At 44.6% G+C, this 26,996-nt stretch carries 24 protein-coding genes; 14 read left to right on the plus strand and 10 right to left on the minus strand.

Annotation, left to right across the window (positions count from 1 at the left end; translation table 11 throughout):
• Positions 1-85 precede the first annotated feature (85 nt).
• Both guaB and guaA read left to right on the plus strand, forming a co-directional pair.
• Complete coding sequence (gene guaB / locus FNC98_RS02920) at positions 86-1,555, plus strand: IMP dehydrogenase (protein WP_143579857.1); 1,470 nt, start codon at positions 86-88, stop codon at positions 1,553-1,555.
• An 89-nt stretch (positions 1,556-1,644) separates the two neighbouring features.
• Positions 1,645-3,222 (plus strand): glutamine-hydrolyzing GMP synthase, encoded by a 1,578-nt coding sequence (gene guaA / locus FNC98_RS02925; RefSeq protein WP_143579858.1) that lies wholly within the window; start codon positions 1,645-1,647, stop codon positions 3,220-3,222.
• Between the two features lie 109 nt (positions 3,223-3,331).
• Here guaA and FNC98_RS02930 read toward each other — a convergent pair whose 3' ends face one another.
• Complete coding sequence (locus FNC98_RS02930) at positions 3,332-4,135, minus strand: hypothetical protein (protein WP_143579859.1); 804 nt, start codon at positions 4,133-4,135, stop codon at positions 3,332-3,334.
• A gap of 284 nt (positions 4,136-4,419) precedes the next feature.
• On the opposite strand from FNC98_RS02930, the gene FNC98_RS02935 reads away from it, so the two are divergent.
• Complete coding sequence (locus FNC98_RS02935; RefSeq protein ID WP_143579860.1) at positions 4,420-4,806, plus strand: VOC family protein; 387 nt, start codon at positions 4,420-4,422, stop codon at positions 4,804-4,806.
• A gap of 42 nt (positions 4,807-4,848) precedes the next feature.
• Positions 4,849-5,061, plus strand: coding sequence for a flavodoxin family protein (locus tag FNC98_RS17050; RefSeq protein WP_185968043.1), 213 nt, complete (start codon positions 4,849-4,851; stop codon positions 5,059-5,061).
• A gap of 228 nt (positions 5,062-5,289) precedes the next feature.
• Here the strand turns inward: FNC98_RS17050 and FNC98_RS02945 are convergent, their stop codons facing one another.
• On the minus strand, positions 5,290-5,535 hold the full coding sequence (locus FNC98_RS02945; protein WP_143579861.1) for a hypothetical protein: 246 nt from the start codon (positions 5,533-5,535) through the stop codon (positions 5,290-5,292).
• A 378-nt stretch (positions 5,536-5,913) separates the two neighbouring features.
• Here FNC98_RS02945 and FNC98_RS02950 point away from each other — a divergent pair, with 378 nt between their 5' ends.
• Entirely contained in the window at positions 5,914-6,492 is a 579-nt protein-coding gene (locus tag FNC98_RS02950) for a glutathione S-transferase family protein (protein WP_143579862.1), read from the plus strand.
• Between the two features lie 36 nt (positions 6,493-6,528).
• Here FNC98_RS02950 and FNC98_RS02955 read toward each other — a convergent pair whose 3' ends face one another.
• From FNC98_RS02955 to FNC98_RS02965, 3 genes are all read right to left on the minus strand, one after another.
• Complete coding sequence (locus tag FNC98_RS02955; protein WP_143579863.1) at positions 6,529-7,044, minus strand: hypothetical protein; 516 nt, start codon at positions 7,042-7,044, stop codon at positions 6,529-6,531.
• 197 nt (positions 7,045-7,241) lie between these two features.
• A complete protein-coding gene (locus FNC98_RS02960) occupies positions 7,242-8,051 on the minus strand; it encodes a DUF2884 family protein (protein ID WP_143579864.1) in 810 nt (269 codons plus the stop codon).
• Positions 8,052-8,267: 216 nt separating this feature from the next.
• Entirely contained in the window at positions 8,268-9,554 is a 1,287-nt protein-coding gene (locus tag FNC98_RS02965; protein ID WP_143579865.1) for a CinA family nicotinamide mononucleotide deamidase-related protein, read from the minus strand.
• Positions 9,555-9,753: 199 nt separating this feature from the next.
• On the opposite strand from FNC98_RS02965, the gene FNC98_RS02970 reads away from it, so the two are divergent.
• Positions 9,754-10,509, plus strand: a complete 756-nt coding sequence (locus FNC98_RS02970) for a DUF4097 family beta strand repeat-containing protein (protein ID WP_143579866.1) — start codon at positions 9,754-9,756, stop codon at positions 10,507-10,509.
• 56 nt (positions 10,510-10,565) lie between these two features.
• Here the strand turns inward: FNC98_RS02970 and FNC98_RS02975 are convergent, their stop codons facing one another.
• Positions 10,566-12,287, minus strand: coding sequence for a DUF4153 domain-containing protein (locus FNC98_RS02975; RefSeq protein ID WP_143579867.1), 1,722 nt, complete (start codon positions 12,285-12,287; stop codon positions 10,566-10,568).
• Between the two features lie 132 nt (positions 12,288-12,419).
• Here FNC98_RS02975 and FNC98_RS02980 point away from each other — a divergent pair, with 132 nt between their 5' ends.
• Together FNC98_RS02980 and FNC98_RS02985 are read left to right on the plus strand one after the other, a co-directional pair.
• Positions 12,420-13,085 carry an alpha/beta hydrolase gene (locus FNC98_RS02980; protein ID WP_143579868.1) on the plus strand — a complete coding sequence of 222 codons (666 nt, stop codon included), beginning with the start codon at positions 12,420-12,422 and terminating at the stop codon, positions 13,083-13,085.
• A gap of 199 nt (positions 13,086-13,284) precedes the next feature.
• Positions 13,285-13,545, plus strand: coding sequence for a DUF2960 domain-containing protein (locus FNC98_RS02985; RefSeq protein ID WP_143579869.1), 261 nt, complete (start codon positions 13,285-13,287; stop codon positions 13,543-13,545).
• A 50-nt stretch (positions 13,546-13,595) separates the two neighbouring features.
• On the opposite strand, the gene FNC98_RS02990 is transcribed toward FNC98_RS02985, so the two are convergent.
• Positions 13,596-16,496, minus strand: coding sequence for an alpha/beta hydrolase family protein (locus FNC98_RS02990; RefSeq protein ID WP_143579870.1), 2,901 nt, complete (start codon positions 16,494-16,496; stop codon positions 13,596-13,598).
• A gap of 166 nt (positions 16,497-16,662) precedes the next feature.
• Between FNC98_RS02990 and FNC98_RS02995 the strand changes: the two genes are divergently transcribed.
• The 5 genes from FNC98_RS02995 (at position 16,663) to FNC98_RS03015 (ending at position 18,934) form a co-directional block, all read left to right on the plus strand.
• A complete protein-coding gene (locus tag FNC98_RS02995) occupies positions 16,663-17,037 on the plus strand; it encodes a hypothetical protein (protein ID WP_143579871.1) in 375 nt (124 codons plus the stop codon).
• A 69-nt stretch (positions 17,038-17,106) separates the two neighbouring features.
• Positions 17,107-17,457 carry a ribonuclease E inhibitor RraB gene (locus FNC98_RS03000; protein ID WP_143579872.1) on the plus strand — a complete coding sequence of 117 codons (351 nt, stop codon included), beginning with the start codon at positions 17,107-17,109 and terminating at the stop codon, positions 17,455-17,457.
• Positions 17,458-17,483: 26 nt separating this feature from the next.
• Complete coding sequence (locus tag FNC98_RS03005) at positions 17,484-17,693, plus strand: hypothetical protein (protein ID WP_143579873.1); 210 nt, start codon at positions 17,484-17,486, stop codon at positions 17,691-17,693.
• Positions 17,694-17,697: 4 nt separating this feature from the next.
• On the plus strand, positions 17,698-18,315 hold the full coding sequence (locus FNC98_RS03010) for a GNAT family N-acetyltransferase (RefSeq protein ID WP_143579874.1): 618 nt from the start codon (positions 17,698-17,700) through the stop codon (positions 18,313-18,315).
• 31 nt (positions 18,316-18,346) lie between these two features.
• Positions 18,347-18,934 carry an ACP phosphodiesterase gene (locus FNC98_RS03015; RefSeq protein WP_143579875.1) on the plus strand — a complete coding sequence of 196 codons (588 nt, stop codon included), beginning with the start codon at positions 18,347-18,349 and terminating at the stop codon, positions 18,932-18,934.
• A 77-nt stretch (positions 18,935-19,011) separates the two neighbouring features.
• Here FNC98_RS03015 and FNC98_RS03020 read toward each other — a convergent pair whose 3' ends face one another.
• Positions 19,012-19,686 carry a nitroreductase family protein gene (locus FNC98_RS03020; RefSeq protein WP_143579876.1) on the minus strand — a complete coding sequence of 225 codons (675 nt, stop codon included), beginning with the start codon at positions 19,684-19,686 and terminating at the stop codon, positions 19,012-19,014.
• Positions 19,687-20,106: 420 nt separating this feature from the next.
• Here FNC98_RS03020 and FNC98_RS03025 point away from each other — a divergent pair, with 420 nt between their 5' ends.
• Positions 20,107-21,309 (plus strand): MFS transporter, encoded by a 1,203-nt coding sequence (locus FNC98_RS03025; RefSeq protein WP_260680425.1) that lies wholly within the window; start codon positions 20,107-20,109, stop codon positions 21,307-21,309.
• 7 nt (positions 21,310-21,316) lie between these two features.
• Here the strand turns inward: FNC98_RS03025 and FNC98_RS03030 are convergent, their stop codons facing one another.
• Together FNC98_RS03030 and purL are read right to left on the minus strand one after the other, a co-directional pair.
• Positions 21,317-22,651 carry an aminotransferase class V-fold PLP-dependent enzyme gene (locus tag FNC98_RS03030; RefSeq protein WP_143579877.1) on the minus strand — a complete coding sequence of 445 codons (1,335 nt, stop codon included), beginning with the start codon at positions 22,649-22,651 and terminating at the stop codon, positions 21,317-21,319.
• Between the two features lie 398 nt (positions 22,652-23,049).
• Positions 23,050-26,973, minus strand: coding sequence for a phosphoribosylformylglycinamidine synthase (gene purL, locus FNC98_RS03035; RefSeq protein ID WP_143579878.1), 3,924 nt, complete (start codon positions 26,971-26,973; stop codon positions 23,050-23,052).
• Between the last annotated feature and the right edge of the window lie 23 nt (positions 26,974-26,996).

A 26,996-nucleotide genomic window follows, 5' to 3' on the forward strand; every position in this document is an offset into this window, starting at 1 on the left:
AAATTCAAAAATTAAGTTTACTGCGCGGATGTAAACCGTTAAAATCCGACCGCAATATTTTAATCACTTTAGGTGAGATGTTGCCATGCTAAGAATCGCTCAAGAAGCCCTGACATTCGACGATGTACTGCTCGTACCTGCCCACTCGACTGTCTTACCCCACACCGCAAATCTTAAAACCAAATTAACCGAAAAGATAGAACTTAATGTGCCAATTTTATCTGCATCCATGGATACAGTTACCGACGCACGTTTAGCCATTGCTCTTGCTCAGGAAGGTGGTTTAGGTTTTATCCATAAAAACATGACCGCTGAACAACAAGCTGCGAATGTTCGCCAGGTTAAGAAGTTCGAGAGTGGTATCGTCAGTGATCCGGTAACCGTTGGTCCTGATATGAGCATCGGTGAAGTTCGTAAACTGGCTGATGAACTGAAATTTTCAGGTTTCCCTGTTGTCGATGCTGACAATAATTTGGTGGGTATTATCACCGGTCGCGATATGCGTTTTGAAACTAACTCTGAAAAGCCGGTTTCAGAATTGATGACCAGCAAAGATCGGTTAATCACGGTAAAGCCAGATGCAACCCGTGAAGAAATCTTAAACCTGATGCACACCAATCGTATCGAAAAGATCCTAATGATCAATGACGATTTTGAGTTGGTGGGTATGATCACCGTTAAGGATTACCAAAAAGCGGAAAGCAAGCCAAACGCCTGTAAGGATGAGTTCGGTCGCTTACGTGTTGGTGCCGCTGTTGGCGTTGGTGCTGGTACCGATGAGCGTATCGCCGCATTAGTTGCCGCTGGTGTTGATATTCTGCTGATTGATACCTCTCACGGTCATTCACAAGGGGTTATTGATCGCGTTAAGAAAACTCGTGCTGAATATCCTGACTTACAAATCGTTGCTGGTAACGTTGCAACTGCTGAAGGCGCTAAGGCCCTGGCTGAAGCCGGTGCCAATGCCGTTAAAGTCGGTATCGGCCCAGGCTCAATCTGTACTACCCGTATCGTAACCGGTTGTGGTGTACCACAAATTACCGCGATTTCTGAAGCCGTTAAAGGTGTTGCAGGTCTTAATGTTCCAATCATTGCTGATGGTGGTATTCGTTTCTCTGGTGATATCGCTAAAGCTCTTGTTGCTGGTGCTCACTGTGTCATGGTTGGCAGTATGCTTGCCGGTACCGAAGAAGCGCCGGGTGAAGTTGAACTGTATCAGGGCCGTTACTACAAGTCTTACCGTGGCATGGGCTCTTTAGGTGCAATGAACCAGAAAGAAGGCTCAAGCGATCGTTATTTCCAAAAAGCCGATGAAGCCGACAAGTTGGTACCTGAAGGTATCGAAGGTCGCGTTGCTTATAAAGGGCCAATGGCGGCGATCATCCACCAACAAATTGGTGGTATTCGTTCAGCAATGGGCTTAACCGGTTGTGCAAGCATTGATGAAATGCGCACTAAGCCACAGTTCGTGAAGATTACTGCTGCTGGTATGGGGGAATCACATGTTCACGATGTCACCATTACCAAGGAAGCGCCTAACTATCGATTAGGCTAAGAGAATGGGCCCGCAAGGGCCTATTTTGATTGTACCTGTTTACAAAATTTTGCTGTGAAAAACAGCCAGCTTACTAAGAGAAGAGACGAATGAGTCAAGATATTCATGATCATCGAATATTAATATTGGACTTCGGTTCCCAATACACCCAGTTAATTGCCCGTCGCGTGCGCGAAATTGGTGTTTATTGTGAGCTTTGGGCCTGGGACGTAACCGAAGAGCAAATCCGTGAATTTAATCCATCAGGGATTATCTTAGCGGGTGGCCCGGAATCTGTTACCGAAGCAAATTCACCACGGGCACCGGAATATGTATTTAATGCAAATGTTCCGGTATTAGGGATTTGTTATGGTATGCAGACCATGGCAGAACAGCTTGGTGGTAGCGTTGAAAGTTCTGAACATAAAGAGTTCGGTTACGCGGCAGTAGAAATCATCAAAGAGTCTTCATTGTTTAAGCTTATTGAAGATAGCATCGGCGCTAATGGCAATGCGCTTTTAGATGTGTGGATGAGCCACGGCGATAAAGTTTCTGACATTCCCGAAGGCTTTACTACCATTGCCCAGACACCAAGCTGTAAATATGCAGCAATGGCGAACGAAGATAAGCAATTTTACGGCGTTCAATTTCACCCGGAAGTTACTCATACCAAACAGGGTAAGCGTATTCTTGAGCATTTTGTTATCGATATCTGTCATTGTGAAAAGCTTTGGACACCAAGCTCTATCATCGAAGATGCTATCGACAAGATGAAGCAACAAATCGGTGATGATGAAGTGGTACTTGGTCTGTCAGGTGGCGTTGATTCTTCCGTTGTTGCCATGCTGTTGCACCGCGCAATTGGTGACAAGCTTACCTGCGTATTCGTTGACAACGGCTTGCTTCGTCTCAACGAAGGCCAGCAGGTCATGGATATGTTTGGTGACCACTTTGGTTTGAATATCGTCCATGTTAATGCCGAAGACCGATTTCTTGACCGTCTTGCTGGCGTTGATGAGCCGGAAGCAAAACGTAAGATTATCGGTAATGTTTTCGTTGAAGTATTCGACGAAGAAGCGAGTAAACTTGCGAACGCTAAGTGGTTAGCACAGGGTACGATTTACCCAGACGTTATTGAATCAGCAGCGTCGAAAACCGGTAAAGCTCATGTGATTAAGTCGCACCACAATGTGGGGGGCTTGCCAGAAGATATGGAATTAGGTTTGGTTGAGCCGCTACGTGAACTATTCAAAGATGAAGTTCGCAAAATTGGTTTAGAGCTGGGTCTTCCATATGACATGCTTTATCGTCATCCATTCCCGGGGCCAGGTTTAGGTGTTCGTGTTCTTGGCGAAGTTAAGAAAGAATACTGCGATTTGTTGCGTCGTGCTGATGCGATCTTCATTGAAGAGCTACACAAAGCCGATCTTTATCATAAAGTCAGCCAGGCATTTACGGTATTCTTGCCGGTACGCTCTGTTGGCGTCATGGGCGATGGTCGCAAGTATGACTGGGTTGTTTCCCTGCGTGCGGTGGAAACTATCGACTTTATGACGGCACACTGGGCACATTTGCCTTACGATTTCTTGGGTCTGGTTTCAAACCGAATCATTAACGAAATCGATGGTATTTCCCGTGTTGTTTACGATATCTCAGGTAAGCCACCTGCGACTATCGAATGGGAATAAGTAATTAATTACACAGTACCAAATGAAAAGGCCCGCTTGATGCGGGCCTTTTACGATCTGGTGTATCGCCTAGAGCGAACGGCTCGTTAATAATTATTAGTCTAAATCGTTAAAACTGGTACCCAAATCTTAGATGTACCGCACCGTCGGTATAGTCGTCGTCACCCCAATCGGATTTGCTTACTACCCCTTCAACGCCCCAACCAAGGCCACTGCTAAATCGCTGCTCAATTGCCAGGTTTGCTCCCAGCATATGGCCATCGACGCCGTAACTAAACAGGTAATCGGGTTGCTCTCGAAAACTTAAGTAGCCGTCACCCTGAGCATCGGCAATCTGAACGAAAGGTCCGCCATAGACGATGGTACGTTTTGATAATCGCCTACCGATGATGTAGGCGATATCATAGGTTTTGGTTTCGGTTTTCCAGTTAACGCCTGAGTTTGAATCTTCAAAAGACTCGTAACCGATGGCGATCGCTTGTGATACATTACCTGTGCCTGACTGATCTTCATGGGCACCGTAAAACTGATATTTTAACGATATTTTATTGCTATCGCCGCCACTGACAATAACCTCAAACCCTTTTCCTACACTCACTGAACCTTCGATCCGTAAATCCGCTTCTCCATCATTGTCATTGACATCGGCAGTTGGTCTGAAACAAGGAGAAAAACAATTACCATTCTCATCTGGTCCTTCGCCGCGTGACAATATATCTGATTGCAGATCCGACAAAACCACTACACTTCTGGTAGCCGTACTCATATTGACTTTTACATCGAATGGCTTGGAATTAACCTCTGGGCTTTGAAACCGGGTTTTCCCCATGGAAACTTCAGGCGTGGTAGTCGAAAGACATGCGGTGGTAAGCATTAGCAAAGGTGCTAATGACAGAAACTTTAAATACTTCATAATCATCCCTAATAGATAACAACTGGCTCTTCTAAGCCAACAACGTGCAAAGAATATACAAAATGTAGCGTGAAAAATAAACCTATATTTTTTAATGACTTATTTGCGTTGGATGCCTTTGGGCAGAAAAGGAGCAGACAGTTAAGGAGACAAATAAGCAGCGAATAAAATACTTAAATCAGCTCTTTACCTAAACCATAGTTGAGGTTTTAGCATGGCGTCATTCTATCAATAACGTCCTGATATCCCAGGCAATATTTACGTTGAAATACAAGGACAATGCCATGTTACATCTCGAACATATAAACCTAGTCGTCAAAGATTTACCTTCCACATTAGTTTTCTATCAAGCCGCTTTTCCCCATTGGTCAGTAAGAGGTGGTGATAGTGACACCTGGTATGGTACCCAACGAAACTGGATTCGTTTCGGGGACGATTATCAATACTTAACGTTTAACGACCATGGTCAGGGTAACAATCGCGACCTGACCTCCAGTCAACTGGGTCTTGTCCACTTCGCATTTGTTACCTCTGATCTTTGCGCACTCATTTCACGCCTTGGTGCCGATGACCCGTTTCGACGCCATGTTTATTTTATCGACCCAAGCGGTTATGAAGTTGAATTTGTTGAGTACCTAAGTGACTTACCGTCTGAGCGAAACCGCTACTAGGAGAGAAGGTATGGAAGTGAATAAATAAACGATACATTAATATTGCTGGCGAGCAGCCATGCGAATGGTAATACCGGCAGATTAGCGAGGCAGGTCGCCAAGGATATCAAGGCGCCAATCATCGATATTAACGATTTTAAAATTCGCCCATATTGCTATGACAATCTCAATCAAAATGATGGTTCTATGGAGTTGGTTGATTTGTGTCTTTGCTATCAGCAAATCGTGTTTGCATCCCCTGTGTATTGGTATTAGGTTTTCTGGGTTCAGATAAACGGTACCAGTATCGTTAACTGTACCGATAAAAAATTGTTGTCAAACACAAAATTAACGGCGCGATTAGGGTAGGTCGTATTATCGATTAACAGGGTAGGCGGTTCAATTGCCATCACTTCACATTGCAGAGCGAAAATTTTTCGCAAATAAGGGAGTTGTTAAGTGATTGATAGTTCTGGCTATTTTTCCAGAGCCTGTTTTAATTCACTATCTGCAAGAATAACCTTCGACTAATTTATCCGCCTGCTGATAGCTTTCGGCAGTTACGTTGTTTAGAAAATCCCTAGCCTGAGGTTGCAGGACGAATGCTGCCGGCGCTTTTTCCTGTAACTTTGCATTGGCAAAGAACTTCGGCCGCTTTTGAACTTCCTGACTTTGCTCAAAAGCGATAGCCGATAAGGAAAAACTGATAAATAAGCTAACAATTAGATAGGCGAAACAAGGATTCAGCATCTTCGCTCCAAAATGATGTGGCAATAAAACCTTTATTTTAACCGAATTACACTTTCCTGTTCGGGCAATCGATGCAATTATACCAATCCCATTAAATTATTGCTCACTCAGTGAGAATTTAAAGGCTTTTAGACAAGGCTTTGATTGCAGAGAATGGTTATTCCATTGTCAAAATCAGTAACGCAGGATAAATGCCTTTAAAACTCACCCGTAGGGAGTTAGTGAGAGGCCCATTTACTGCCCTATATTTCATTAATATAGAATGACTATATCAACGAAATTTATGTTGTAACTGAACCTCTGCCCTAACTCTGAGTTGTGCACAAACTTAATGGGATTGGTATTATGTGGGGATGTAAACGATTGAGGATTTTACCAATGGATTTATATGGTTCAACCACATCACCCTTTGTGCGCCGCACCAGGTTGCTGTCAGCTGCAAAATTAAATAATGCCCTAACTTTTCATGATATGGATATTTTTGATGCAAAAGGCCGGGAGTTACTTACTCGCCATAACCCAACGCTGAAAGTGCCATTTGTTGTTGATGGTGAGCAGCATATTTACGACTCGCGGGTAGTTTTTCGTTATTTAACTGAAAAATATGCTCTTGAACCATTAACCTGGCCGCAGGAAAATCAATTGACGCTAATTGATGCTGCCAGTGATTCCTTAGTAGAAATTTTACTGTTAATGCGAAGTGGCATCGACCCATCGCAAAATGCTCTGTTTTTTAATCTGCAACGTGAGCGGTTAACGCAAATATTTGCCGAACTGGAAAAGCAGGTTGAGCAGGGCGAGTACGATGATTGGAATTATCCAGCGATTTGTTTGTACTGTTTGATTGATTGGGCGATGTTTCGCGAGTTAGTAGACTTCCTGCCTTATCCATCATTGGTCAGATTCCATGATACCCAAAAGCAACGTCCGGATGCGGTTGCTACCGACCCCCGATAAAGTAGGGGCGATTACCCCCACTTTTCCAGGTATTGATTAAAACTGGTAGCCAATATTGATTGCTGGCACCAGTTTATCGTCATATTCAGCATCCCGTGCCACCAAAGCGAAACCAATGGTAAATCCAGGCTCATTAATTCCGTTCATAAAGTACTGATAGCCGAGCCCTATGCCATAGATGGTTTTGCTTTCCGATTTATATGTACCATTGCTGGTTATTTCAGTACTGCTCTCTACTCCGGCTGTACCGATAAAGGTAGACATCGCATGATGCTTGCTATCAGGGATTATCCAGTCGCTGTTTATCCAGCCTATACCAACACCGTATTTGCTGCCATAGGTGGAACTGTACCCGAAATACCCGAGTGATACATATTTAATATCGGTATCCGATCTTAGTCCGTAGTTCGCTCCAATACCGCTATACATGGTTCCGTAACCAAGCCCAAGGGTCCAGTCATAGTCTTCGGCGTTTAATTGCGTATTTGCATAAGATTGAAATGACAATAAAGCCAGGATAACTGCCATTGCGGCAGACTTGATAGTTAACATGAAATTTCCTTTTAAACGAATCCACAACTGTTTTTGCAGCTTTACAGGTGTCTTTGAGACTCAGCAGTATATCGGAAGTTCAAAGTTAATTATATGATTTGTAAGAGTATATATATGGTTTTTGTGATGTTTAGGGAGCGTTTTCGAGTGGAAAAAAGAGGAAGCATAAGCTTCCTCTTAATAGAGTCATATTTGAATTAGTCTTCTACTTCAATCAGGTTGAAGTCTGCAAGTGCGTCGACGTTACTGGTCAGCTCGTCTTCCAATTCGTTGAGGTCGTGTAAGTCAGCACATAGAGTTTCCGCCTGAGCTCCTAACTCTTCAGCCTGATCTTCAACAGCCACTTCAATCTCTTCACCCATGCGTTCCATGCGCTCGCCAAAGGCTTCCATTTTTTGCTCGAAATCGCCTTCCTCATCATTCATCGCCTGACCTACGGCAATCAGAATATCACCTACTGAGTTGACTACCAGATTTTCAATCTCGCCCTCTAACTCGTCTTCAATAAACTGGTCGATATCATCAAAGTCTTGTTCAGCAAGGTATACCGAACCGTCTTCAGCATGAAAGCGAGTGCTCACCTTTTCTTTGATTTTCGCAAATGACTGGTTAAGTGATTCTGCGGAACTGCTATCTTCGCCCGTTAAGCCAGTGGCTACGTGAGATAACGCTGAAAAAGCAATTTCTACCGCATCAAGCGCAATATTGACGACTTTAGGAATTTGCTGGTTTACGCCACTGGCGTAGTCAGAAACTAGTGCCTGTTGATCATCAGTAAGGTCAATCTGCTTGCCCTTAACGAACAGGTCTTTTTGGTTGTTGATTTGCACTATGGTGTTATCGTTGTCCAAAAAGCGAATGGTATCGTTTTCAACAACGACGCCGTAATTCATATTGATTGAACAATGATCAGAACTAAAGGTTAGGTGATCCTTGTCTTCATGAGCATTGGCTGTGCCCAGCAAACATACTGAACCGATCACACTGGCTAACATCAACTTTTTCATATTTCACTCCTAAAAATGAATGACGGCGATAACACCGAAATTTGTTATTTTCTCTCTGACCATACTTGTTCAGAATTGATAAGTTATCGCTAATAAAGCAAAGCCCTTGCCAGTTTTTAAATATCAATAATTACAAGGGCTTGGGCTAAGTTGTGGGTGATGAGTAATTAGCTTTTCAAACAATAGTTAGTGAAAAACACTACTTTTTAGTTAAAACTATGTTGTTGGTTTTCGTTGTCGTTCAATAACATAGCGGGGAGTGTCACGATAATCGAGCAGGAATCTGCGTACTAAATCCAGGCCTGCATAAGCAATATAGTTTTGGAAAAAGCGCCGCGGCCCCGGAAAATACAATTCTTGCGCATATTGGGTTTGTATGTCTCCCCAGGCAAGCCAAACCGTACCAACCGGTTTTTCATCGCTGCCGCCATCAGGACCGGCGATACCGGAAACACTGACACCAACATCGGCGCCAGAAGCGTTCAATGCGCCAATTAACATTTGCCTGACCACAGGTTCACTCACCGCCCCATGTATTTGCAGAGTCTGTTCACTAACACCAAGTAATTGATGTTTAATTCGATTCGAATAGGTGGTGTATCCGGCTTCAAATACTGCCGATGAGCCGGCAACCGAGGTGATCGACGCGGCAATCAAACCTCCGGTGCAGGATTCTGCGGTGGTAATAAATTTGCCCTGGGATTTTAGAATATCAATCACCGTTGACGGTAAATCACCATCGCCCTCACAAACAATGTGTTGAGCAAATAGCGTTTTGAGTTTGTCGGTCCAGTCCTGTAAATCTTGATGATGGGATTGATAATGGGCGGTGAGTTTTATTTCCAGCAGTGGCTGACTGGCTCTAAACCCTAAGTCGATATGTTCTGGCCAGTCAGTAAATTGCTCATTGATGATTTTTTGCAAACCAGACTCGCCAATACCGAATACCCTCAGTTTGTTGGTTTTATTACTTAGGCCAGCCGGCATCTTACCTTTGATAATCGGCAAAATGCTTTGCTCAAACATCATCTTCATTTCCCTTGGTACACCTGGGGTGCAGATCACCAGGCAATCATTTAAGGTCAATGAAAAACCAGGCGCACTACCAATCGGGTTAGACACAATGTTGCAACCATCGGGAAGTATGGCCTGCTTGCGATTCGGCTCAGTCAGAGGATATTGGCGGCGATCGCACCAGGCTTGAAGTTCCTGTAAAGCTTGGGGGTGAACGCTGAGCTCAACGCCTTTCGACTGTGCCAGCGCTTGCGCGGTTAAATCGTCAACCGTAGGTCCTAGCCCGCCATTGATGATCAATACGTCGGCGCTCGATGATAATGCGCTAATTTCATTTACCAACAATTCTAACTCATCGCCGACCGTAACTTTTTTGTGGACTTCTACGCCCAGGTTTTTTAATTGCTGAGCCATAAATACCGAATTGGTATCGGTGATATCGCCGCTCATTAACTCATTACCGGTTAATAGCAGTTGCACTTTTAACATCGAAAATCCCCAGATTGCATTGTCGTAGTTTGGCCGTTGTTTTTCCGACCTATTCTGGTCGTTTGCTTATTTATCATAACGGCAATATTTTAATAAAAAATAAAATTTCTTTTAAACCTTTTACAAACATGGTGCATCTTAACCAACAACTCAATGATGTAAATCGTCATTAATCAACAAATTTTTAAAGGACAGAACAATGAAAAAACTTTCTCTAATCAGCCTGACGTTGGCAAGCTTAATGACATTTCAGGCCCATGCCGATGCTGACAGAACCGAAGAAAAGACCTTCGATTTAAGCGGAAAAGGCGAGTTGTTGGTTGATAACGTTAATGGCAACGTGGAAATCACCGCCTGGGATCAGAATCAGGTAATGGTAAAAGCCATTGTTACTGCCGATGATGAAGACGATTTGGAAAACATCGAAGTGAAAATGCGTCAAAGCGGCGACCGCATCAGTGTTGAAACTGACTATAAAGAGCGCGGCGGCTGGGGTGGCGGCAATAGCTCAGGTAGCGTTGAATACATTATCCAGGTACCGGCAAACATTGATTTAAAAGAAATCGATTTAGTTAACGGTGCGTTGCGAGTTGAAGGGGTTCGCGGTGAACTGAACGCCGATATGGTAAACGGTTCAATTGAAGCCACAGAGCTGGCCTCTGATGTTGAAGTGGATGCGGTAAATGGCGGTATTGAGCTGACCTTTGCAGATGATGCTAAGAACCTGGATATTGAAGTAGAAACCGTTAATGGTGGTATTCGCATCTACCTTCCTGAAAACTTTGGTGCCAATATCGACGCCAGTACTGGTAACGGTTCAATCCGTACCGAGTTCGGCTTAACCGGTGAAAAAGGCAAGTACTATGGTACCGACCTAAATGGTAAATTTGGTGATGGCAGCTCATCACTGGATTTAGAAAGCGTTAATGGTTCGATTCGAGTCATGAAGAAATAAAGCGACTTAATCGACCTCAACGTTGAGCAGGGCAGGTAATTATTACTTGCCCTACTTTATTTATTAGGAATTTGCATCCTAACATTTCCTAACATCAAATCCTGCCACTCAGGCTCAGTCACACCTAAGTTGTTCTCAGTAATAATTGATTTTATGTCGACTTTGTCTTGGGAATTTCCAGACTGGTAAATACGATCTACGACCGCACTAATCCACTCATTCTCGTTATTTTTGCGCCAAATTCGTACTTCAATAACCTCTGTTTCTTCTTTAACGCTGAGGAATTCTTTTTGCTTATCTTTATTCAGATCAATAGCTAACAAATAATACTCTTGCTGGCCAAGTACAAACCAACGATTGGTCTGCTGTTTATAGAGAGAGGTAGAAAGCGCAGCAGGGAAAATGTCCTTCGCTGGCCAATAGTGCAGATGTTTAACAAACTGCTCCTGCGTTATTTGTTCGCCTTCTTTACGCTTAGGTAAATATAGTTTGTTAATTTTCGCGACGAGTTCATTTTGAGAGTCATCAAGGTTACTCTTAAACTCCTGCAGTGCCAGATAACCGGGTCGCGCCAGGTTCCATTTAAAATAATAGGTATCTAAGTTTTCAATGTCTGATTGATTGGCGGATATTCGTGATATTTGACTGTTAGCGGCGATTTTCTGAAAATTCAATATAGGTGTGTTCACAGCCAATAACACGAACAGTATTACAATCCCCATGCGTACATTTATCCATCCTAGAGATTGCAACCAATCATCTTTTTTGCGAACAATGCCCTGCAGATAACCCAAACAAAAACTGGCTAATAGTGCCCAAATTACCACGCCCCAGCAACGGCCGACACTCCATCCGTATTGGTCGATTCGTAACCATAAGCCATAAGCGATAATCATACTATAAATGGGTAAAACCGCGACACTAATGTAGATAAAACGATGCCAGAATAGGGGATATGGGTGCTGTTTACGGTTTTGATAGACGGCGTTAACAAAAAATAGGGTGACCGCCTGCATGATCAATAGCAGTGTGCTGCCCCGGCCTGTATCCCAAAGCTTTTCCAAGCCTGTAAATGGCAATGTAATTAAGAACACTAAGGCAACTACCGCCAGCATAGGCAGTAAAAATTTAATGAGGGTTTGCAGGATATTTGCGACGATATCTACGGTTTTGGATATACGTCTAAATGTAATAATGGCAAATCCGAATGCCATGCAGATCACAGGGATGTTAAACCATGCCTTTTCTAATAATTCGCTGAATACGTCGATACCGATGACATGAAATAGTGCTGCGCCCAGGCCTAGTATCCCGTAAAAAATGCCGGTAAATAGTGCCGACTCAACGCCGATTAAGAAATTACGCCATGATAGGTCAAATAACTTGTGATAACTAAAATCACTTTTTTCACTCCATAATTGTCCATACATAACCGCTTTAAAAGAAGCGATACCTGTTGTGATCGCCAGGATAAAAACCAATCCCGCGGATTCGATTATCTCTATTGGTTTTTGTTGAGTGCCGACAAAAGCGGACGTCATGATAAGGATTGCGCTAAAGCCAATCAGAAATTTCGTCAGGCGCTGCCAATTCTGAGGCGTTGCAGCCACGAGAAAAAGGACAGGTATTACTGCGCTTATGCTTACCAAAGGATTAAACCAAACAGGATCCGTTGCTGGAAATACTTGTTGTTCAAAACTGTAATACAGTAACCACAATATAATTCCTTGTAGCAATGCAATACTTAACGTTATTGCTTTAGGTAGCTGCTTATCCATAATTCCGCCTTTTTCTTTTTACCCTACATTAATTAACATGGCAAAAAAATGAAATCTTGATAAGAACCGATTTACCCATGAATTTTATGTGTATAATCGGCTTGTTTATTTGCCAATCGCAGGAAGTCGTTAATGAGCGATTTAGTATTACAAACCATTAAGGTTGAACCCAAGCAGCAGGCTTCGGCTTGTGTTATCTGGTTACATGGCCTTGGCGCTGATGGCCATGATTTTGAACCTATCGTGCCTGAGCTGCGTTTACCACAAGCTCTGCCAATTCGCTTTATCTTTCCCCATTCACCAAAAATGCCGGTAACCATCAATGGTGGCATGGTGATGCCTGCCTGGTATGACATTCTTGATATGAGTGTTGAACGTAAAGTTGATGTCGCTCAGTTAACGCAATCCGCAACGGCGGTTCAGGCGTTAGTTGATGAGCAAATTGCATCAGGCATACCGGCAGAACGAATCATTTTGGCGGGCTTTTCACAAGGCGGTGCCGTTGCCTACCAGGCAGCATTAACCTACCCGAAAACCTTGGGCGGTTTGCTAACCATGTCGACCTATTTCGCGACTAAAGATTCTATCCAATTAAATGATGCCAATCGTAATATCGATATTTGCATCATGCACGGTAGCCAGGATCCGGTGGTGAACCCTGTGCTTGGCACCCAGGCAAAATCGGTATTGGAAACCTTGGGCTTTAATCCGGAATATTATACCTACCCAATGCCACATTCCGTTTGCGCCCCACAGGTCAGAGATATCTCTGACTGGCTACAACAGCGCTTAAGCTAGAGTCCACCCAATATTCAATGCTCAGAATTCAAAATGAAGAAAGCACATTGAATTGTCAGCAGCGCGAATTCACACTTCGCGCTGTCAGCAGATGCAGCCCTGCTCGTATCTGTCACCCTGTGAGAACTTTGTTCGCAATTGTCACCTATGAAGGATTTTCATCGCTATAATAAAATCCGTTGAAGATTAAGGAATTCCGATGCCCAGAAAATTAACCTATGTCTATAAAGGCGTTCGTAAGGAACTGCCATTTTCCTACTCTCGACATCACGATATCTACGAGGCCGCAGCGGCTGCAGAGAATGTCGATATCTCAGGTTTTTTGGCGATGGAAGAGCAGGTGCGAATGACCTCAAAAGGTAAACATGCGGTAAAGGATTTTCGTCAGAATGAATTTACTCGAATGGGCTTTAGCGACATCAAAATGGTCGTTGATGAAGACGACGCTTCCAGTGATTAAAATCAAAAAAAAAGCGGCTTTCAAAGCCGCTTTTCAAAAAATAACAATGATTACTCGCTGTAAGCTTCGCCTTTTGTCATCCACTCAGGAGCTGGTGCACCTTTAAGGTAATGATCAAAGTACTGCTTCATTTTAATGGTGTAATCAACTTTATTCGGATACTTCTTCAGATGATGTGGTTCACCCTCATACTGTAAGAAAATAACCTCTTTACCCAATCGACGCATCGCCAGATACATCTCAACACCTTGCTGCCATGGCACGGCATCATCAATATCTCCGAATTGCATTAGCAATGGCGTGTTAATGCGTTCGGCGAAAAATACCGGTGAGTTTTCAATGTATAGATCGCGACGCTCAAACATGCTGGCGCCAATTCGGCTTTGTCCTTTCTCATACTGGAATTGACGAGCAAGGCCGGTACCGAGGCGAATGCCTGAATACGCACTTGTCATGTTAGATACTGGCGCCCCTGAAACAGCGGCGGCAAACATGTCAGTTTCAGTAATTGAAAACAGGGTTTGATAACCACTCCAGCTATGGCCATGGAGACCAATGGCATCTTTATCAGCAACACCCATATCAATTATCTTTTGAATACCCGGTAAAATGGACTTGTTAGTCGATTGACCAACACTGCCGATTTCAAAGTGCACATCCGGTAAGAAAATCGCGTAACCATTTGATGAATAGAATGGGAAGTTCGGTCTGTGATTGACCTTCATCGCATTAAATTCATACATGCGTTGTGAGAACAAACGGTAGTAGTAAACAAGTACTGGATAGGTTTGCCCTTCAACATAGTTCGCTGGCTTAATTAACACACCCTGGTGCGGTTCGCCCATGGTTGATGTCCACTCTACCAGCTCAGCATCACCCCATAAAAACTCGTCTTTTTGCGGGTTTACGTCGGTAAGTTTTCGGGCATCGGAAAAGTTGTGTTGGCTAACCCAAAGATCCGGAAATTCATTGAAATCTTCACGGGTATAAAGAATCGCATCGGCATCTTCAGCCGTTGCCAGATACTCGAATTTCTTATCTTCTTCTACCAGCCTTGTCAGCGTATTTGACTCAAGCGCCAATTGATAAAAACCAAAGTTTTTCTTGGCATCGTTGTAGCTGGTTAGTAACAGAGTTTGTTCTTCATCGAAAAAGTCATGGTCTTGGTCTTCAATATTGATACGAAATTGTCGTTTTTCGACACGCCCCATGTCACAGGTTAAACAGTTTTTATCGTCGCCATCCGCTGAGAAAAACCAGATATCAAATTTGTCATAGGCGAAAAAGCCTTCGTCATCTTCCATCCAACCGGCAATACCATAACCAGGAACCTTAGACGGGTAATCGTGATCTTCGTCGGCAAAACTGACTTGCATACCTTCACTGATATTTTGATGACGGTCTTTACGGCTATCCCAAACCCAGATGTGGCCCTGGTCGTAATAAGCGACATAACGACCGGATTCACTAACCTTCATATCGTTGTATGAGCTTAACTTTTCTTTGATAAGCTTTGCTTCGCCGTCATCAAGGTCGACTAAATAAAAGTCGCTGAAAAATCCTTCCCAGGTGCGCAGCTTACGATATTTTAAATCACTGCTGGCAATCATCGCTTGTTCATTTTCCGTTGCACGAAGATACGGAATATCTTTGCCTGCCAATGGTACAACTTTGTTTTTGCTGACATGGTAAACCGCCTGATAGCTGTGTTTTTTATCGCGGTTGTATTGAAACTTTTCATTGGTTTTAATCAACGGATCTTCACCGTGCCAAACCTGAAGGCCACGGTCGCTGGTTAAACGCTCGATATCAAATAGATCGTCTTGTGATTCAATTTTTGCCATTTCAGGCTTTTCTGCCGGTAATGATTTAAAACCAAAGAACAGGCGCTCATCGTCCTGACTCCAGACAAGTTTGCTAACTGCAGGAACATAAGGCGAGGTTAAATCAGGAAGATTTTTATCAAGCTTAACGGTTTTTACTTTGCCTTTTTTGGCATCAAGTAAAGCCAGTTGATGCGAACGACGCTCGGCTTTTTCGCTAAAGTCACCTTGCAAATAAGCGAGAGTATCGCCTTCTTCATTCCAGCTTAATTGCGTGAAACTGGCGTTTTCTTTGACAACAACAGCCTTGGCGTCAGCCGCACCTAGCTCAAGCAATTGCAATCCATTGTCTTTTCCATCTTTGCTGGAAAGGCTATAAGCGATAACGGCAAGTTCAGGAGAGAACTTGAATTGATCGACGTGTTCAATAACCTGTTGCTCGCCATTGGTAAGATTTACCAGGGTTAACGACTTATTAATCTGCTTTTTATTGAAAAGCTCAGGCGCTTCTTCATCGGCTGCCTTTTGTTCTGCATTTTCGGCAGATTTTTCTGGGGTTTCTTTATCGCTACCACTATCGATATCCAGGGCCAGGTAATCCTGTTTACCGTCGCTTTTGTTTTCTTCAGCTTCCGCGTCTTTCTGTTTTTTTTTCTCTTCTTTCTTCTTTAGGGGTTGAGAGAAGGCAAGCCATGGACCGTTGGCATGAAGTTGAAAATCTTCGACATCGAGAAAGTGATGTTTTTCGCCAGTGACCAGATTAATCACCGTCAGTTCGTTTTTCAGATCTTTACGGGCTTTTTTGCTGACTTTTTCAAGGGTCAGTAATGCTGGCTTTTGACTAATCGCCACAAACTGAGAATCGTCACTGAAATAACCGGACGTACCGCGCTCCACCTGATAGCGAACATCGCTACTTACCGATTGCACATAAAAGGTTGCATCGCCGCGATCTGGCTCGGCACTGTAGCCAAGCCACTTACCATTGTCTGACAAACTCGCATCGTCAATGCTGCGAAACTTCATGATGTCGGTGACCGTTAACGGACGTTGCTCATTTTGGGCAACAACACTCGTGGATAATCCAAGAATTAACAGGGCACCGAAAAATTGCTTTGATTTGAACATAAGCGTGATTTTTAAACCTGTTTTTAGTAGTTTAGCCCCGATTAAACTGGGTTAACCCGGTTAAATCAACTGAAAACGTGCCAAATGCGGGTTTTTAACGATAAGATGCTGAAAATTTTGTTAAAGTAAGTAGCAATTATCCAGCCAAATGTAATGTGGGTTAACCATGTATGATCGTCAGCAATTGCTCGGCGTCTGGCATCGAAGCGAAGATCTGGGCGAAGAGCAATTTAGTGAATTTGCCGAATTGCGTGAAGATGGCACCTTTGTTTTTACCTTCTACACCTATAATCTCGAAGGAAAGTTGTTGTCGCAAATTAGTGAAACTGGCGACTGGGGATTAGTGGGGGATATTCATTTCACCATTACCCATTCGGAAATTGAACACAGCACAGAATATCCGGCGGATAGAGCCGATCCTGACAACTATCACGCTTATCGGGTGCTGGCGCTTGATGCGCAACAATTTACCTACGAACACATTGTTAGCGGCGAAAAATTTACCCTGAAACGAGTTTCGAAATCCGACAACCCTTGCTAAGCTAGATAAGTTAGGGTAGTAAAATTATCTAACTCGTTATTTCATATAAGATTCATAGTAAGGTGCACCGTGGCTAGAGATCTTTCTAAATTTCCAACTGACTCCAACGGCAACATGCTTTGGCATATGTTGCAAACCGGAGACAATCTGGCAAACCCAAGGGAAATACAATTTTCCGTGATTTTTCCAAGTCAGGAAAAGGCGTTACAATTCGGGCAAATTCTGCTTGAAAACAACCAGAAATTGTCGTTTTGTCCGTATCTGGATAACCCGGAACATCCATGGGAAATTACCGCTTATCCGGAAATGCCGGCAAGTTATGACAACATTATTGGCTACCAAATGTTGTTAGAAACCCATGCCCGAAAATTTGATGGCATATATGATGGTTGGTATTGTCCACCGCAAAATCTAGATTAGGCCCATTCGGTATCGAGAAGTAGTAAATGGATCTGCAACAACTAAAACAATTAAGCAAACAAACCGCCAAATCGTATAATGACCAAAAAGCCCTGATTAAACGTGTTTTGATGGGCAAGCCCGCAAAATGTCCAGATTGCCAGCAATCGCTGCAATTTCTGGCATCGAAAGACGACTCTGTCGCTAAGATCTCCTGTGCGAAAGGTTGTACAGATATCGAACTGGACTTAAGCTAATTTAATGTCTGAAGTAACCATTGTCCGCGCCAATCCATCCTTAATTGCTGAACAAAGCGAAAAATTAGCCAAGCTCATATACAGCTCTGGCCCCGTCGCTTTTGATTACGTGTTTGGTGACGGTGAGGGCTTTTTGCAATACAGTGTGGTTAAAGGTCGGAGCCAATTTGGCTATCAAAACCATTATGTGGCGCTTATCGATGGCAATATTGTCGGTTCCGTGGCCTGCTTCGATCGTCAGCAATTATTGAAATTGGAAGTCGGCTGTATCCTTGATATGTTGAACTATTGTCGCTGGCGTTTTCCTGTTGCCGCCAAACGCGGTCTGGCATTTGAACGAATTTGCCCAAAACCTGCGAAAAACACTCTGTATCTGGCGCATTTGGGCGTGGATAGCGAGTTTCAGGGCAAAGGCATAGGACAACAGCTTATGGAATTTGTAAACGACCAGGCCAGGGACAAAGGTTATCAATCCGTCACTCTCGATGTGGCCCACAGTAATCCGCGTGCAGAGCAGTTATATCTGCGAAAGGGGTTTGAATTAATCGATACCCGAGAATCAAACACAGATCCGATCGTCGGTCATAATCGATTGCAAAAATCCTTAGGTTTTAGGTTATAGGTTTTAGCTGAATTGAATTGGTGTCTTGTCGATGAATTATCTGGCTCATCTTTTTCTGGCGCAAAACAACAGCGACTCATTAACGGGAAACCTGATGGGGGACTTTTGTCAGGGACTGGATATCGCCGCACTTCCCGAACCAATCCAGTTAGGTATCGAAAACCACCGCAGTATTGACCGATTCACCGATAACCACCTATTGGTACGTGAACTAAAAGGGCATTTACCTAAGGATATGCGCCGTTATTCTGGCATTATTGCGGATGTCGTGTTTGATCATTTTCTGGCATTGCACTGGCAGGATTACAGTGAGCAAGCGTTTACTGAATTTCGAACTCAAAGTTATCAGCAGTTGTTAACCAAAATCGATTTGATGCCTGAGAGGATGCAAATTATGGTTCAGAGAATGACGAGTCAGGATTGGCTTTCTGGCTATCAGCATCTCAATAATATCGATAGAGCATTGAACGGCATTGGTATGCGGATGCGATTTGCAAATCCGCTGCATCGGGCCATTGAACCCGTAAGAGAAAACTACCAGATTTATCAATCAACCTTCGCAGCATTTTTTCCTGAGTTGCTCGTTCACGTAGATAAAGTGAATATCGAAGGCGCCTAAGTATACCAATCCACATTAATTACTGATCATGCTTTAACCTGGATTGTTATTGGACACTTTCCTTCACATCCGTTTCGTTATAGAAATGTAGCGATATCGTCGATACTTTTCTTCACCAGTGCGTGCTCTGGCACCGTTGCATCTTCGGCAGGGTAACCGGCAATAATCAGCATATATGGACGTTCGTTATCATCACGTTCACAGACCTTACTCAAAAACGACATAGGCTTTGGCGTATGAGTTAAGGTCACCAGCCCACTGTGGTGCAGGGCATTTAACAGAAACCCTGTCGCGAGGCCCACGGATTCATGCACATAATAATTGGTACTTTTATCTTCGGCGTGGATCCCACCTTTTTTCTGACTAAATACCGCGATTAACCAAGGGGCATGTTCGAGATAAGGTTTTTGCGAATCGGTGCCCAGTGGTTTTAATGCATCTAGCCATTCATCTCCTGCGCGTCCCTGATAGAAGCTTTGTTCCAGCGCTTCGGCTTGTTCGCGGATTTGTTTTTTTACCTCAGCCGATTCGATGGCAACAAAATGCCATGGCTGGTGGTTCGCACCGCTTGGGGCTCTGCCTGCGGCTTTGATGCAGTTTTCAATAACGGCTTTATCTACCGCACGGTCGCTGAATTTACGAATCGAATGACGTCGCTTGATATCGTTATAGAAGTTCTCAGAACGCTTCAGCATTTCTTCGGGTGAGTATTCAATGTAATCCGATAAAGGAACATTGGCATGGTCTTTCATAAGGGACTCTTTTACTTCTTGTGGTTATTGCCCTAAAGCATACGCATAAGTGAATGGCAGAACAATACATATCAATGTTGGTATACCAATCACACTAAGTTTGTGCACAACTCAGAGTTAGAGCCGAGGTTCATTTGCAACATAGATTTTATTGATATAGTCATTCTATATTAATGAAATATAGGGCAGGAAATGGGCCTCTCACTAACTCCCTACGGGTGAGTTTTAAAGGCGTTTATCCTGCGTTACTGATTTTGGCTAATTTTGAAAGTGGAATGACCATTCTCTGCAATCAAAGCCTTGTCTAAAAGCCTTTAAATTCTCACTGAGCGAGCAATAATTTAATGTGATTGGTATTATTTCCTGTTAATCTTAAGCTCTACCCTTTAGTGTTTTTGCCCCCATTTCAAAGAGTTTGATATGACCCAGCCTGCTTCTTCAACTTGGCGAACCCCCTTTGTATTTTTAATCGTTTCTTCTGTCATCATGACATTAAGCTTTTCTGGTTGGCAGGCGCTGTTAAACAATTTCACCATTGAAGCGGCAGGATTTACCGGCGCGGAAATCGGTATGCTGCAATCTTTGCGTGAAATTCCAGGGTTTCTTGCTTTTACGGCGGTTTTCATACTGTTGGTGATCAAAGAACAACACTTTGCGCTGGTGTCCTTATGTTTATTAACCGTAGGTGTTGCCATCACCGGTTTATTTCCGTTCGAATATGGCTTGTACGCGACTACGGTCCTGATGTCGGTGGGCTTTCATTACTTTGAAACCGTAAACCAATCTCTTAGCCTGCAATGGTTTAGCAAAGAAGAGGCTCCGGCCAAACTTGGTAAACTACTGTCGGTAAAATCCATCGCCGCGCTGGTGGTATACGCCTTTATTTACGTGGCATTTGAATACTTCTCGATGCCGTTTGCAACCGCCTATTTGATTCTTGGCGGTCTTGGTTTGGCGCTCACGGCCTGGTTGTGGCTGTATATGCCATTGTTTCCAGTAAAAGTTGCTCAGCACAAGCATATCGTTCTGCGTAAGCGCTATTCGCTTTACTATTTTCTGACTTTTTTAAGTGGTGCTCGTCGGCAGATATTCGTGGTATTTGCGGGTTTTATGATGGTGGAAAAGTTCGGTTATTCGGTTGCCGATATCACCTTGTTGTATATGCTGAACCACTTATTGAATATTTATATCGCACCGAAAATTGGTGAATGGATTGGCAAAGTTGGCGAGCGCAAAGCCCTGACGATTGAATACGTTGGCCTGATTATTGTCTTTACTGGCTATGGTTTGGTGGAAAACGCCTATGTGGCAGCAGCGCTGTATGTTATCGACCACATCTTTTTCGCGATGGCGATTGCTATAAAAACCTACTTTCAGAAAATTGCCGACCCGGCAGATATTGCCTCCAATGCCGGCGTGAGTTTCACTATCAACCATATTGCAGCTGTGATTATCCCTGCATCTTTTGGCCTGATGTGGTTAGTTGAACCTTCCTGGGTATTTTACAGTGGTGCCGCCATTGCCGCTTGCTCATTGATTGCCAGTCAGTGGGTGAAGATTATTCCTCACCCACATAGCCAAGCGCTTCAACCTGGCGGAAAACCGGTAACAACAAAAGCGTAATTTGTTGTTATGCAAGGGCTCGTATTTGTGCGAGCGCTACATCAATCTCTTTTTCATTATTTAGCAGTGAAGGGGCAAAACGGGCATAGGTTTTACGATATGGTGTGTTACTCATAATCACGCCTTTGCCATGTAAGGTTTTCACCACCTCTTCCGGGTGCATACCATCGACTTCAAAACACACTAAGCCCGATGAAATCTCCGTCGCCATCGGTGTGTGCAGTTTTACATGGGACATTTTTGCCAAACCTTCTTTGGTTTGCGTATTGAGCTGATGGATACGCTGCTGAACATTGGCTTTACCAAGTTGCTGATGCAGTTTAAAAGCCTCAGGTAATGCCCAGCGATGTTCAAAGGAGTGGAAGCCACCAGGTGTCATATGTTCGCCAACCGGTACCTTATCCTGGGTAAGGTTACCGAGCCAGACATCGTAAGAGGCGCTAAAGCTTGGAATAACTACCTCGCTGCGCTGCCAGGCTTGTTCCGTTCCCCATATCACCCCCGTGCCCCTTGGACCAAATATCCATTTATGGGTGCCGGCGATAAAGAAATCACAACCAAGTTTGCTGACGTCCTGATCCTCAATGCCAAAGCCATGCACACCATCAACACAAAACAGGATTTGCTCATCTTCGCCCCGGCTTTTGTTAATGTCTTTAATTACATCAGCCATATCGCTTACTGGCAGTTTTACTCCGGTAGATGAATGTACCCAGGTACAGGCGAATACCCGGGTTTGTGGTTGTATTGATGATTTCAAGCGTTTGCAGACATCATCAACACTGACTTCCCAGGCGTTTTCATAAAGATCGATTTGTCGCACTTTAGCACCGGTTCTTTTGGCGCGGTGGGCGAGTGACATATCGGTGGAATAATGATCATGGGTGGTATGGAGGATTTCTTCGTCTGGATTTAATAACAAGCCGCTGTAAACCAGACCCAGGCCCATGGTGGTGCTATCGGTCAGGGCTATACATTTCGGGTCGCCGCCCATGTAATCGGCCGCGGATTTGGCGATATCACCATCTATGGTCAGATACTTACTGTGCCAGTAATCGGCAGGATTCTCATCAAGGGCTTTACGGTGATAATTAATGGCGTCACTAACCGGTTTTGGATGCGAGGCAAGCAGGAAAGTGGCAAGTTGGATGTAATCCTGGGTTAAAGGGAATAAGTCTCTGAGCGCTTTCCAGTCTGCCGGCGATATCGGCTCTGTGCTGGGAAGTCCGCTGTTGCCTTTGCTGCTAGCTGAGTCAGAGGCAAAAGCTAAGGCTTGTTTTGTGGTAAGAAAGGTTGCGCCCAGACCAAGGCCCAGACGGTTTAAGAATTGACGTCGTAACATGAGCTCCCCCGCTCAGTATTCAGGTGCTTGGGTAAGTATAGGTTAGAACAGACTGCAGACAGCAGCATTCAGAAAAAGCCTACTTGCCAGGATCTGACCCCAATGGCCTGTCCAAGAGCAAGTTGGCCGAACGGGAGAGCAACTTCGTCATTTCTAGCCTCGACTGGAAATCAAGAGCGGTAAGAGCGGCTGCCGTTTAACGAATTTGGGAAATTCGCCACTCAGCAACTAGGAAAAGCGTTTAATTGCTGAGTGTTTTGAGTAAACAGCAGATCATGGGTTCAGAGCCATTTTTATGGAAAGCTAAAAATGCGTCCGACCCCGAAGAGCAAGTTGGCTGACCCCAAAACAAAAAAAGCGCCGAAAGGCGCTTTTTTTAACGTCAGTTTGGCGGCGGCTTAGCCAACAAATTTTCTGGCGTTGCGGAACATGCGGACCCAAGGTGAGTCTTCCTGCCACTCATCTGGATGCCATGAGTTAGCAACGGTTCTGAATACTCGCTCAGGGTGAGGCATCATAATGGTTACGCGACCATCGGTTGTGGTTAACGAGGTGATACCGTCCGGAGAACCATTCGGGTTCGAAGGATAGGTTTCGGTAACCTGACCGTAGTTGTCGACATAACGCATTGCTACTGTGCCAGAGTCGTTGGCGTTTGCAATGGCATCATCAGATGCAAATTCTGCGCGACCTTCACCGTGTGATACCGCGATTGGCATACGTGAACCTTCCATATCTTTAAAGAAGATTGACGGGCTTTCCTGAATCTCTACCAACGAGAAACGTGCTTCAAAACGCTCAGATCTATTCTGCACGAAACGCGGCCATGCATCAGAACCCGGGATAATCTCATGTAGGTTCGACAGCATCTGACAACCATTACACACACCTAATGAGAAGGTATCTTCACGGTGGAAGAAGGTTTTGAACATCTCGCGGGCTTTGTCGTTGAATAAAATTGACTTCGCCCAACCTTCACCAGCACCTAGTACGTCACCGTAAGAGAAACCACCACAGGCAACAAGGCCTTTAAAGTCGGCCAAATCAACGCGGCCAGCTAATACATCTGACATGTGAACGTCGACAGTGATAAAGCCTGCGCGATCAAATGCCGCTGCCATTTCAACATGCGAGTTAACACCTTGCTCACGTAAAATGGCAACTTTCGGATTGCTTTCATCTTCGGCGTCTGCAGCAATGTGACCGGCAACGATATCTTCGTTGATGTCAAAAGTCAGGTGTACGTTAAGACCCGGATCTTCGGTATCGAACTTAAGCATGTGCTCTTGCTCGGCACACTCTGGGTTATCACGTAACGATTGCATCTTGTACGTAGTATTTGCCCAGGTAGTACGGAAGTGAGTACGAGTGTTGGTTAGTACTTCTTTACCGTCACGGCTAAAGCGAATTTGATCGTCATTGTTTAAGCGACCAATATCAGCGCAGTATTCTAAGATGCCGTGCTCTTCGAAGATGGCATGGATTGCATCAACATCTGACTCACGGATTTGAATCACCGCGCCCAGCTCTTCGTGGAATAGAACGCTTAAGTCATCACCGGCAAGTTTGCTGATATCAATATCAACACCAGTGTGACCGGCAAATGCCATTTCCGCGACAGCAGTGAATAAACCACCGTCTGAACGGTCATGGTATGCAAGCAGTTTTTGTTCACGAACCAAATGCTGAATGGCGTTGAAGAAACCTTTCAGAACTTGTGGATCGTCAACATCAGGTGTTTGTGTACCCAGTTGCTTGTAAACCTGTGCCAGACACGAACCACCTAAACGGTTCTTACCGCCAGACAAATCGATAGCAACGATACGTGAATCGCCTTTATCAGTACGAAGCTGAGGAGTTACCGTTTTGCGAATGTCTTCTACACGGCCAAAGGCAGTGATAATCAATGAAAGTGGTGCAGTAACGGCTTTATCAGCGCCGCTCTCGTCCTGCCACTTAGTCTTCATTGACATCGAGTCTTTACCAACAGGGATGGTCAAGCCTAAGGCTGGACATAACTCTTCACCAACGGCTTTTACGGCTTCGTAAAGGCCGGCATCTTCACCTGGATGACCAGCTGCAGCCATCCAGTTTGCAGAAAGCTTGATACGGTTTAAATCACCGATATCGGCACTGGCGATGTTGGTTAGAGATTCTGCTACCGCTAAGCGTGCAGAGGCGCCATAGTTAAGCAAAGCAACTGGCGTGCGCTCACCCATGGACATAGCTTCACCATGGTAGCTATCAAGGGCAGCCGCGGTAACCGCACAATCTGCCACTGGTACCTGCCAGGGACCAACCATCTGATCACGATTAACCATACCGGTTACGGTGCGATCACCAATGGTGATAAGGAAGGTTTTCTCAGCAACCGTTGGCAAGCTTAAAATACGATCCGCTGCATCGTTTAAATCAACGTCTGCAAGTGATAAGTCTTTACCGGTTTCGCTTTTGCTTTCTACCTGACGGTGCATCTTCGGCGGCTTACCAAGCAATAAATCAAGTGACAAATCGATTGGCGTATTCTTATCCGCGTCATCAGCAAAATGTTCGTCAGTAAGGGTTAGATGTTCTTCTTCAGTGGCATAGCCGACAACGGCGAATGGGGCACGCTCGCGATCACAGATGGCTTTAAACTCATCCATGCGCTCTGGTGCTACTGCTAATACATAACGTTCCTGAGATTCGTTACACCAGATTTCCAGTGGTGACATGCTACGCTCATCGTTTGGTACATTGCGCAGCTCAAATTTACCACCACGGCCAGCATCAGCGACCAGCTCTGGGAATGCATTAGAAAGGCCACCAGCACCCACATCGTGGATAAACAGAATTGGGTTGTCATCACCCAACTGCCAACAGCGGTCGATAACTTCCTGACAACGACGCTCCATTTCTGGGTTTTCACGTTGTACAGAAGCAAAGTCTAAATCTTCGTTTGACTGACCTGAAGCCATGGAGGAAGCCGCGCCGCCACCAAGACCAATGTTCATTGCCGGGCCACCTAATGCAATCAGGCTGGCACCAACTACGATTTCACCTTTTTGCACGTGCTCTTCACGGATATTACCTAAACCACCAGCAAGCATGATTGGCTTGTGGTAACCACGAACTTCTTCACCATTGAACGAGTGAACCTGTTCTTCGTAGGTACGGAAGTAACCAAGGATATTCGGGCGACCAAATTCGTTGTTAAACGCAGCGCCACCTAATGGACCTTCGATCATAATATCCAGTGCCGATACGATACGACCGGGCTTGCCAAAATCGGTTTCCCATGGCTGTTCAAAACCTGGAATGCGAAGGTTCGATACGGTAAAACCAACCAGACCCGCTTTTGGCTTAGAACCAATACCGGTAGCACCTTCATCACGAATTTCACCACCAGAACCGGTAGCAGCACCTGGGTAAGGTGAGATAGCCGTTGGGTGGTTGTGGGTTTCAACCTTCATCAGGATATGAATGTCTTCCTGAGTGTATTCGTATTCTTTGCTAACCGGGTTCGGGAAGAAACGGCCGGCTTCAGAACCTGTCATAACCGCAGCGTTATCTTTATAAGCACTTAACACGTAATCGCTGTTTTGCTCATAGGTGTTTTTAATCATTTTGAATAATGATTTTGGCTGCGCTTCGCCGTCGATGGTCCAGTCGGCGTTAAAAATCTTATGACGACAGTGTTCCGAATTTGCCTGGGCAAACATATACAATTCGATGTCGTTCGGATTGCGGCCAAGCTTAGTGAAATTATCCACTAAGTAGTCGATTTCATCGTCCGCTAAGGCCAGGCCTAAATCGATATTGGCGGTCGCTAGCGCTTCACGGCCACCACCAATGATGTCAACCGAGGTTAGAGAACCCGGTTCAGCGCTGGCAAATAAAGATTCAACTTGTTCAAATTTACTAAATACCACTTCCATCATGCGATCGTGGAACAAAGCCGTTAACGCATTGGTTTGTTCAGCCGTTAATGCTTCGCTGGTTTCTACGTAGTAGGCGATACCACGTTCAAGTCGGATTATTTTATCTAAGCCACAGTTGTGTGCGATGTCGGTAGATTTGGAGGACCAGGGGGAGATGGTGCCGGGGCGGGGAGTGACGAGGAATAATGTACCTTGAGGTTCGTGTTCTTCGATTGTCGGCCCGTAGGTCAGCAGCTTTTCAAGTTTGCTGAGCTCATCGCTGGTCAACGCCGCACTGTTGTGCGAGAAGTGCATAAACTCTGCGTAAACGTCTTTAACGGGCAGGTTCAATTGCGCACATTGCGCCAGGAGCTTTTTTATTCTGAAATCGGATAACGCCGGAGCGCCGCGTAGGATTTCCATAAACTAAATACCATGGTTAGATT

Origin of the sequence: Thalassotalea sp. PS06 (genome assembly GCF_007197775.1) — a bacterium.
Classification (GTDB): Bacteria; Pseudomonadota; Gammaproteobacteria; order Enterobacterales; family Alteromonadaceae; genus Thalassotalea_A.

Bases quoted from the DNA above. Each gene is read 5' to 3' on its own strand.
- FNC98_RS02930 (WP_143579859.1), bottom strand. From the start codon at position 4,135: ATGAAGTATTTAAAGTTTCTGTCATTAGCACCTTTGCTAATGCTTACC.
- FNC98_RS02985 (WP_143579869.1), top strand. From the start codon at position 13,285: ATGCCCAGAAAATTAACCTATGTCTATAAAGGCGTTCGTAAGGAACTG.
- FNC98_RS03010 (WP_143579874.1), top strand. From the start codon at position 17,698: ATGTCTGAAGTAACCATTGTCCGCGCCAATCCATCCTTAATTGCTGAA.
- FNC98_RS02945 (WP_143579861.1), bottom strand. From the start codon at position 5,535: ATGCTGAATCCTTGTTTCGCCTATCTAATTGTTAGCTTATTTATCAGT.
- FNC98_RS03015 (WP_143579875.1), top strand. From the start codon at position 18,347: ATGAATTATCTGGCTCATCTTTTTCTGGCGCAAAACAACAGCGACTCA.
- purL (WP_143579878.1), bottom strand. From the start codon at position 26,973: ATGGAAATCCTACGCGGCGCTCCGGCGTTATCCGATTTCAGAATAAAA.
- FNC98_RS02935 (WP_143579860.1), top strand. From the start codon at position 4,420: ATGTTACATCTCGAACATATAAACCTAGTCGTCAAAGATTTACCTTCC.
- FNC98_RS03005 (WP_143579873.1), top strand. From the start codon at position 17,484: ATGGATCTGCAACAACTAAAACAATTAAGCAAACAAACCGCCAAATCG.
- FNC98_RS03030 (WP_143579877.1), bottom strand. From the start codon at position 22,651: ATGTTACGACGTCAATTCTTAAACCGTCTGGGCCTTGGTCTGGGCGCA.
- FNC98_RS03020 (WP_143579876.1), bottom strand. From the start codon at position 19,686: ATGAAAGACCATGCCAATGTTCCTTTATCGGATTACATTGAATACTCA.
- FNC98_RS02970 (WP_143579866.1), top strand. From the start codon at position 9,754: ATGAAAAAACTTTCTCTAATCAGCCTGACGTTGGCAAGCTTAATGACA.
- FNC98_RS02960 (WP_143579864.1), bottom strand. From the start codon at position 8,051: ATGAAAAAGTTGATGTTAGCCAGTGTGATCGGTTCAGTATGTTTGCTG.
- FNC98_RS02950 (WP_143579862.1), top strand. From the start codon at position 5,914: ATGGATTTATATGGTTCAACCACATCACCCTTTGTGCGCCGCACCAGG.
- FNC98_RS02965 (WP_143579865.1), bottom strand. From the start codon at position 9,554: ATGTTAAAAGTGCAACTGCTATTAACCGGTAATGAGTTAATGAGCGGC.
- FNC98_RS02955 (WP_143579863.1), bottom strand. From the start codon at position 7,044: ATGTTAACTATCAAGTCTGCCGCAATGGCAGTTATCCTGGCTTTATTG.
- FNC98_RS02980 (WP_143579868.1), top strand. From the start codon at position 12,420: ATGAGCGATTTAGTATTACAAACCATTAAGGTTGAACCCAAGCAGCAG.
- guaA (WP_143579858.1), top strand. From the start codon at position 1,645: ATGAGTCAAGATATTCATGATCATCGAATATTAATATTGGACTTCGGT.
- FNC98_RS02975 (WP_143579867.1), bottom strand. From the start codon at position 12,287: ATGGATAAGCAGCTACCTAAAGCAATAACGTTAAGTATTGCATTGCTA.
- guaB (WP_143579857.1), top strand. From the start codon at position 86: ATGCTAAGAATCGCTCAAGAAGCCCTGACATTCGACGATGTACTGCTC.
- FNC98_RS02990 (WP_143579870.1), bottom strand. From the start codon at position 16,496: ATGTTCAAATCAAAGCAATTTTTCGGTGCCCTGTTAATTCTTGGATTA.
- FNC98_RS02995 (WP_143579871.1), top strand. From the start codon at position 16,663: ATGTATGATCGTCAGCAATTGCTCGGCGTCTGGCATCGAAGCGAAGAT.
- FNC98_RS03025 (WP_260680425.1), top strand. From the start codon at position 20,107: ATGACCCAGCCTGCTTCTTCAACTTGGCGAACCCCCTTTGTATTTTTA.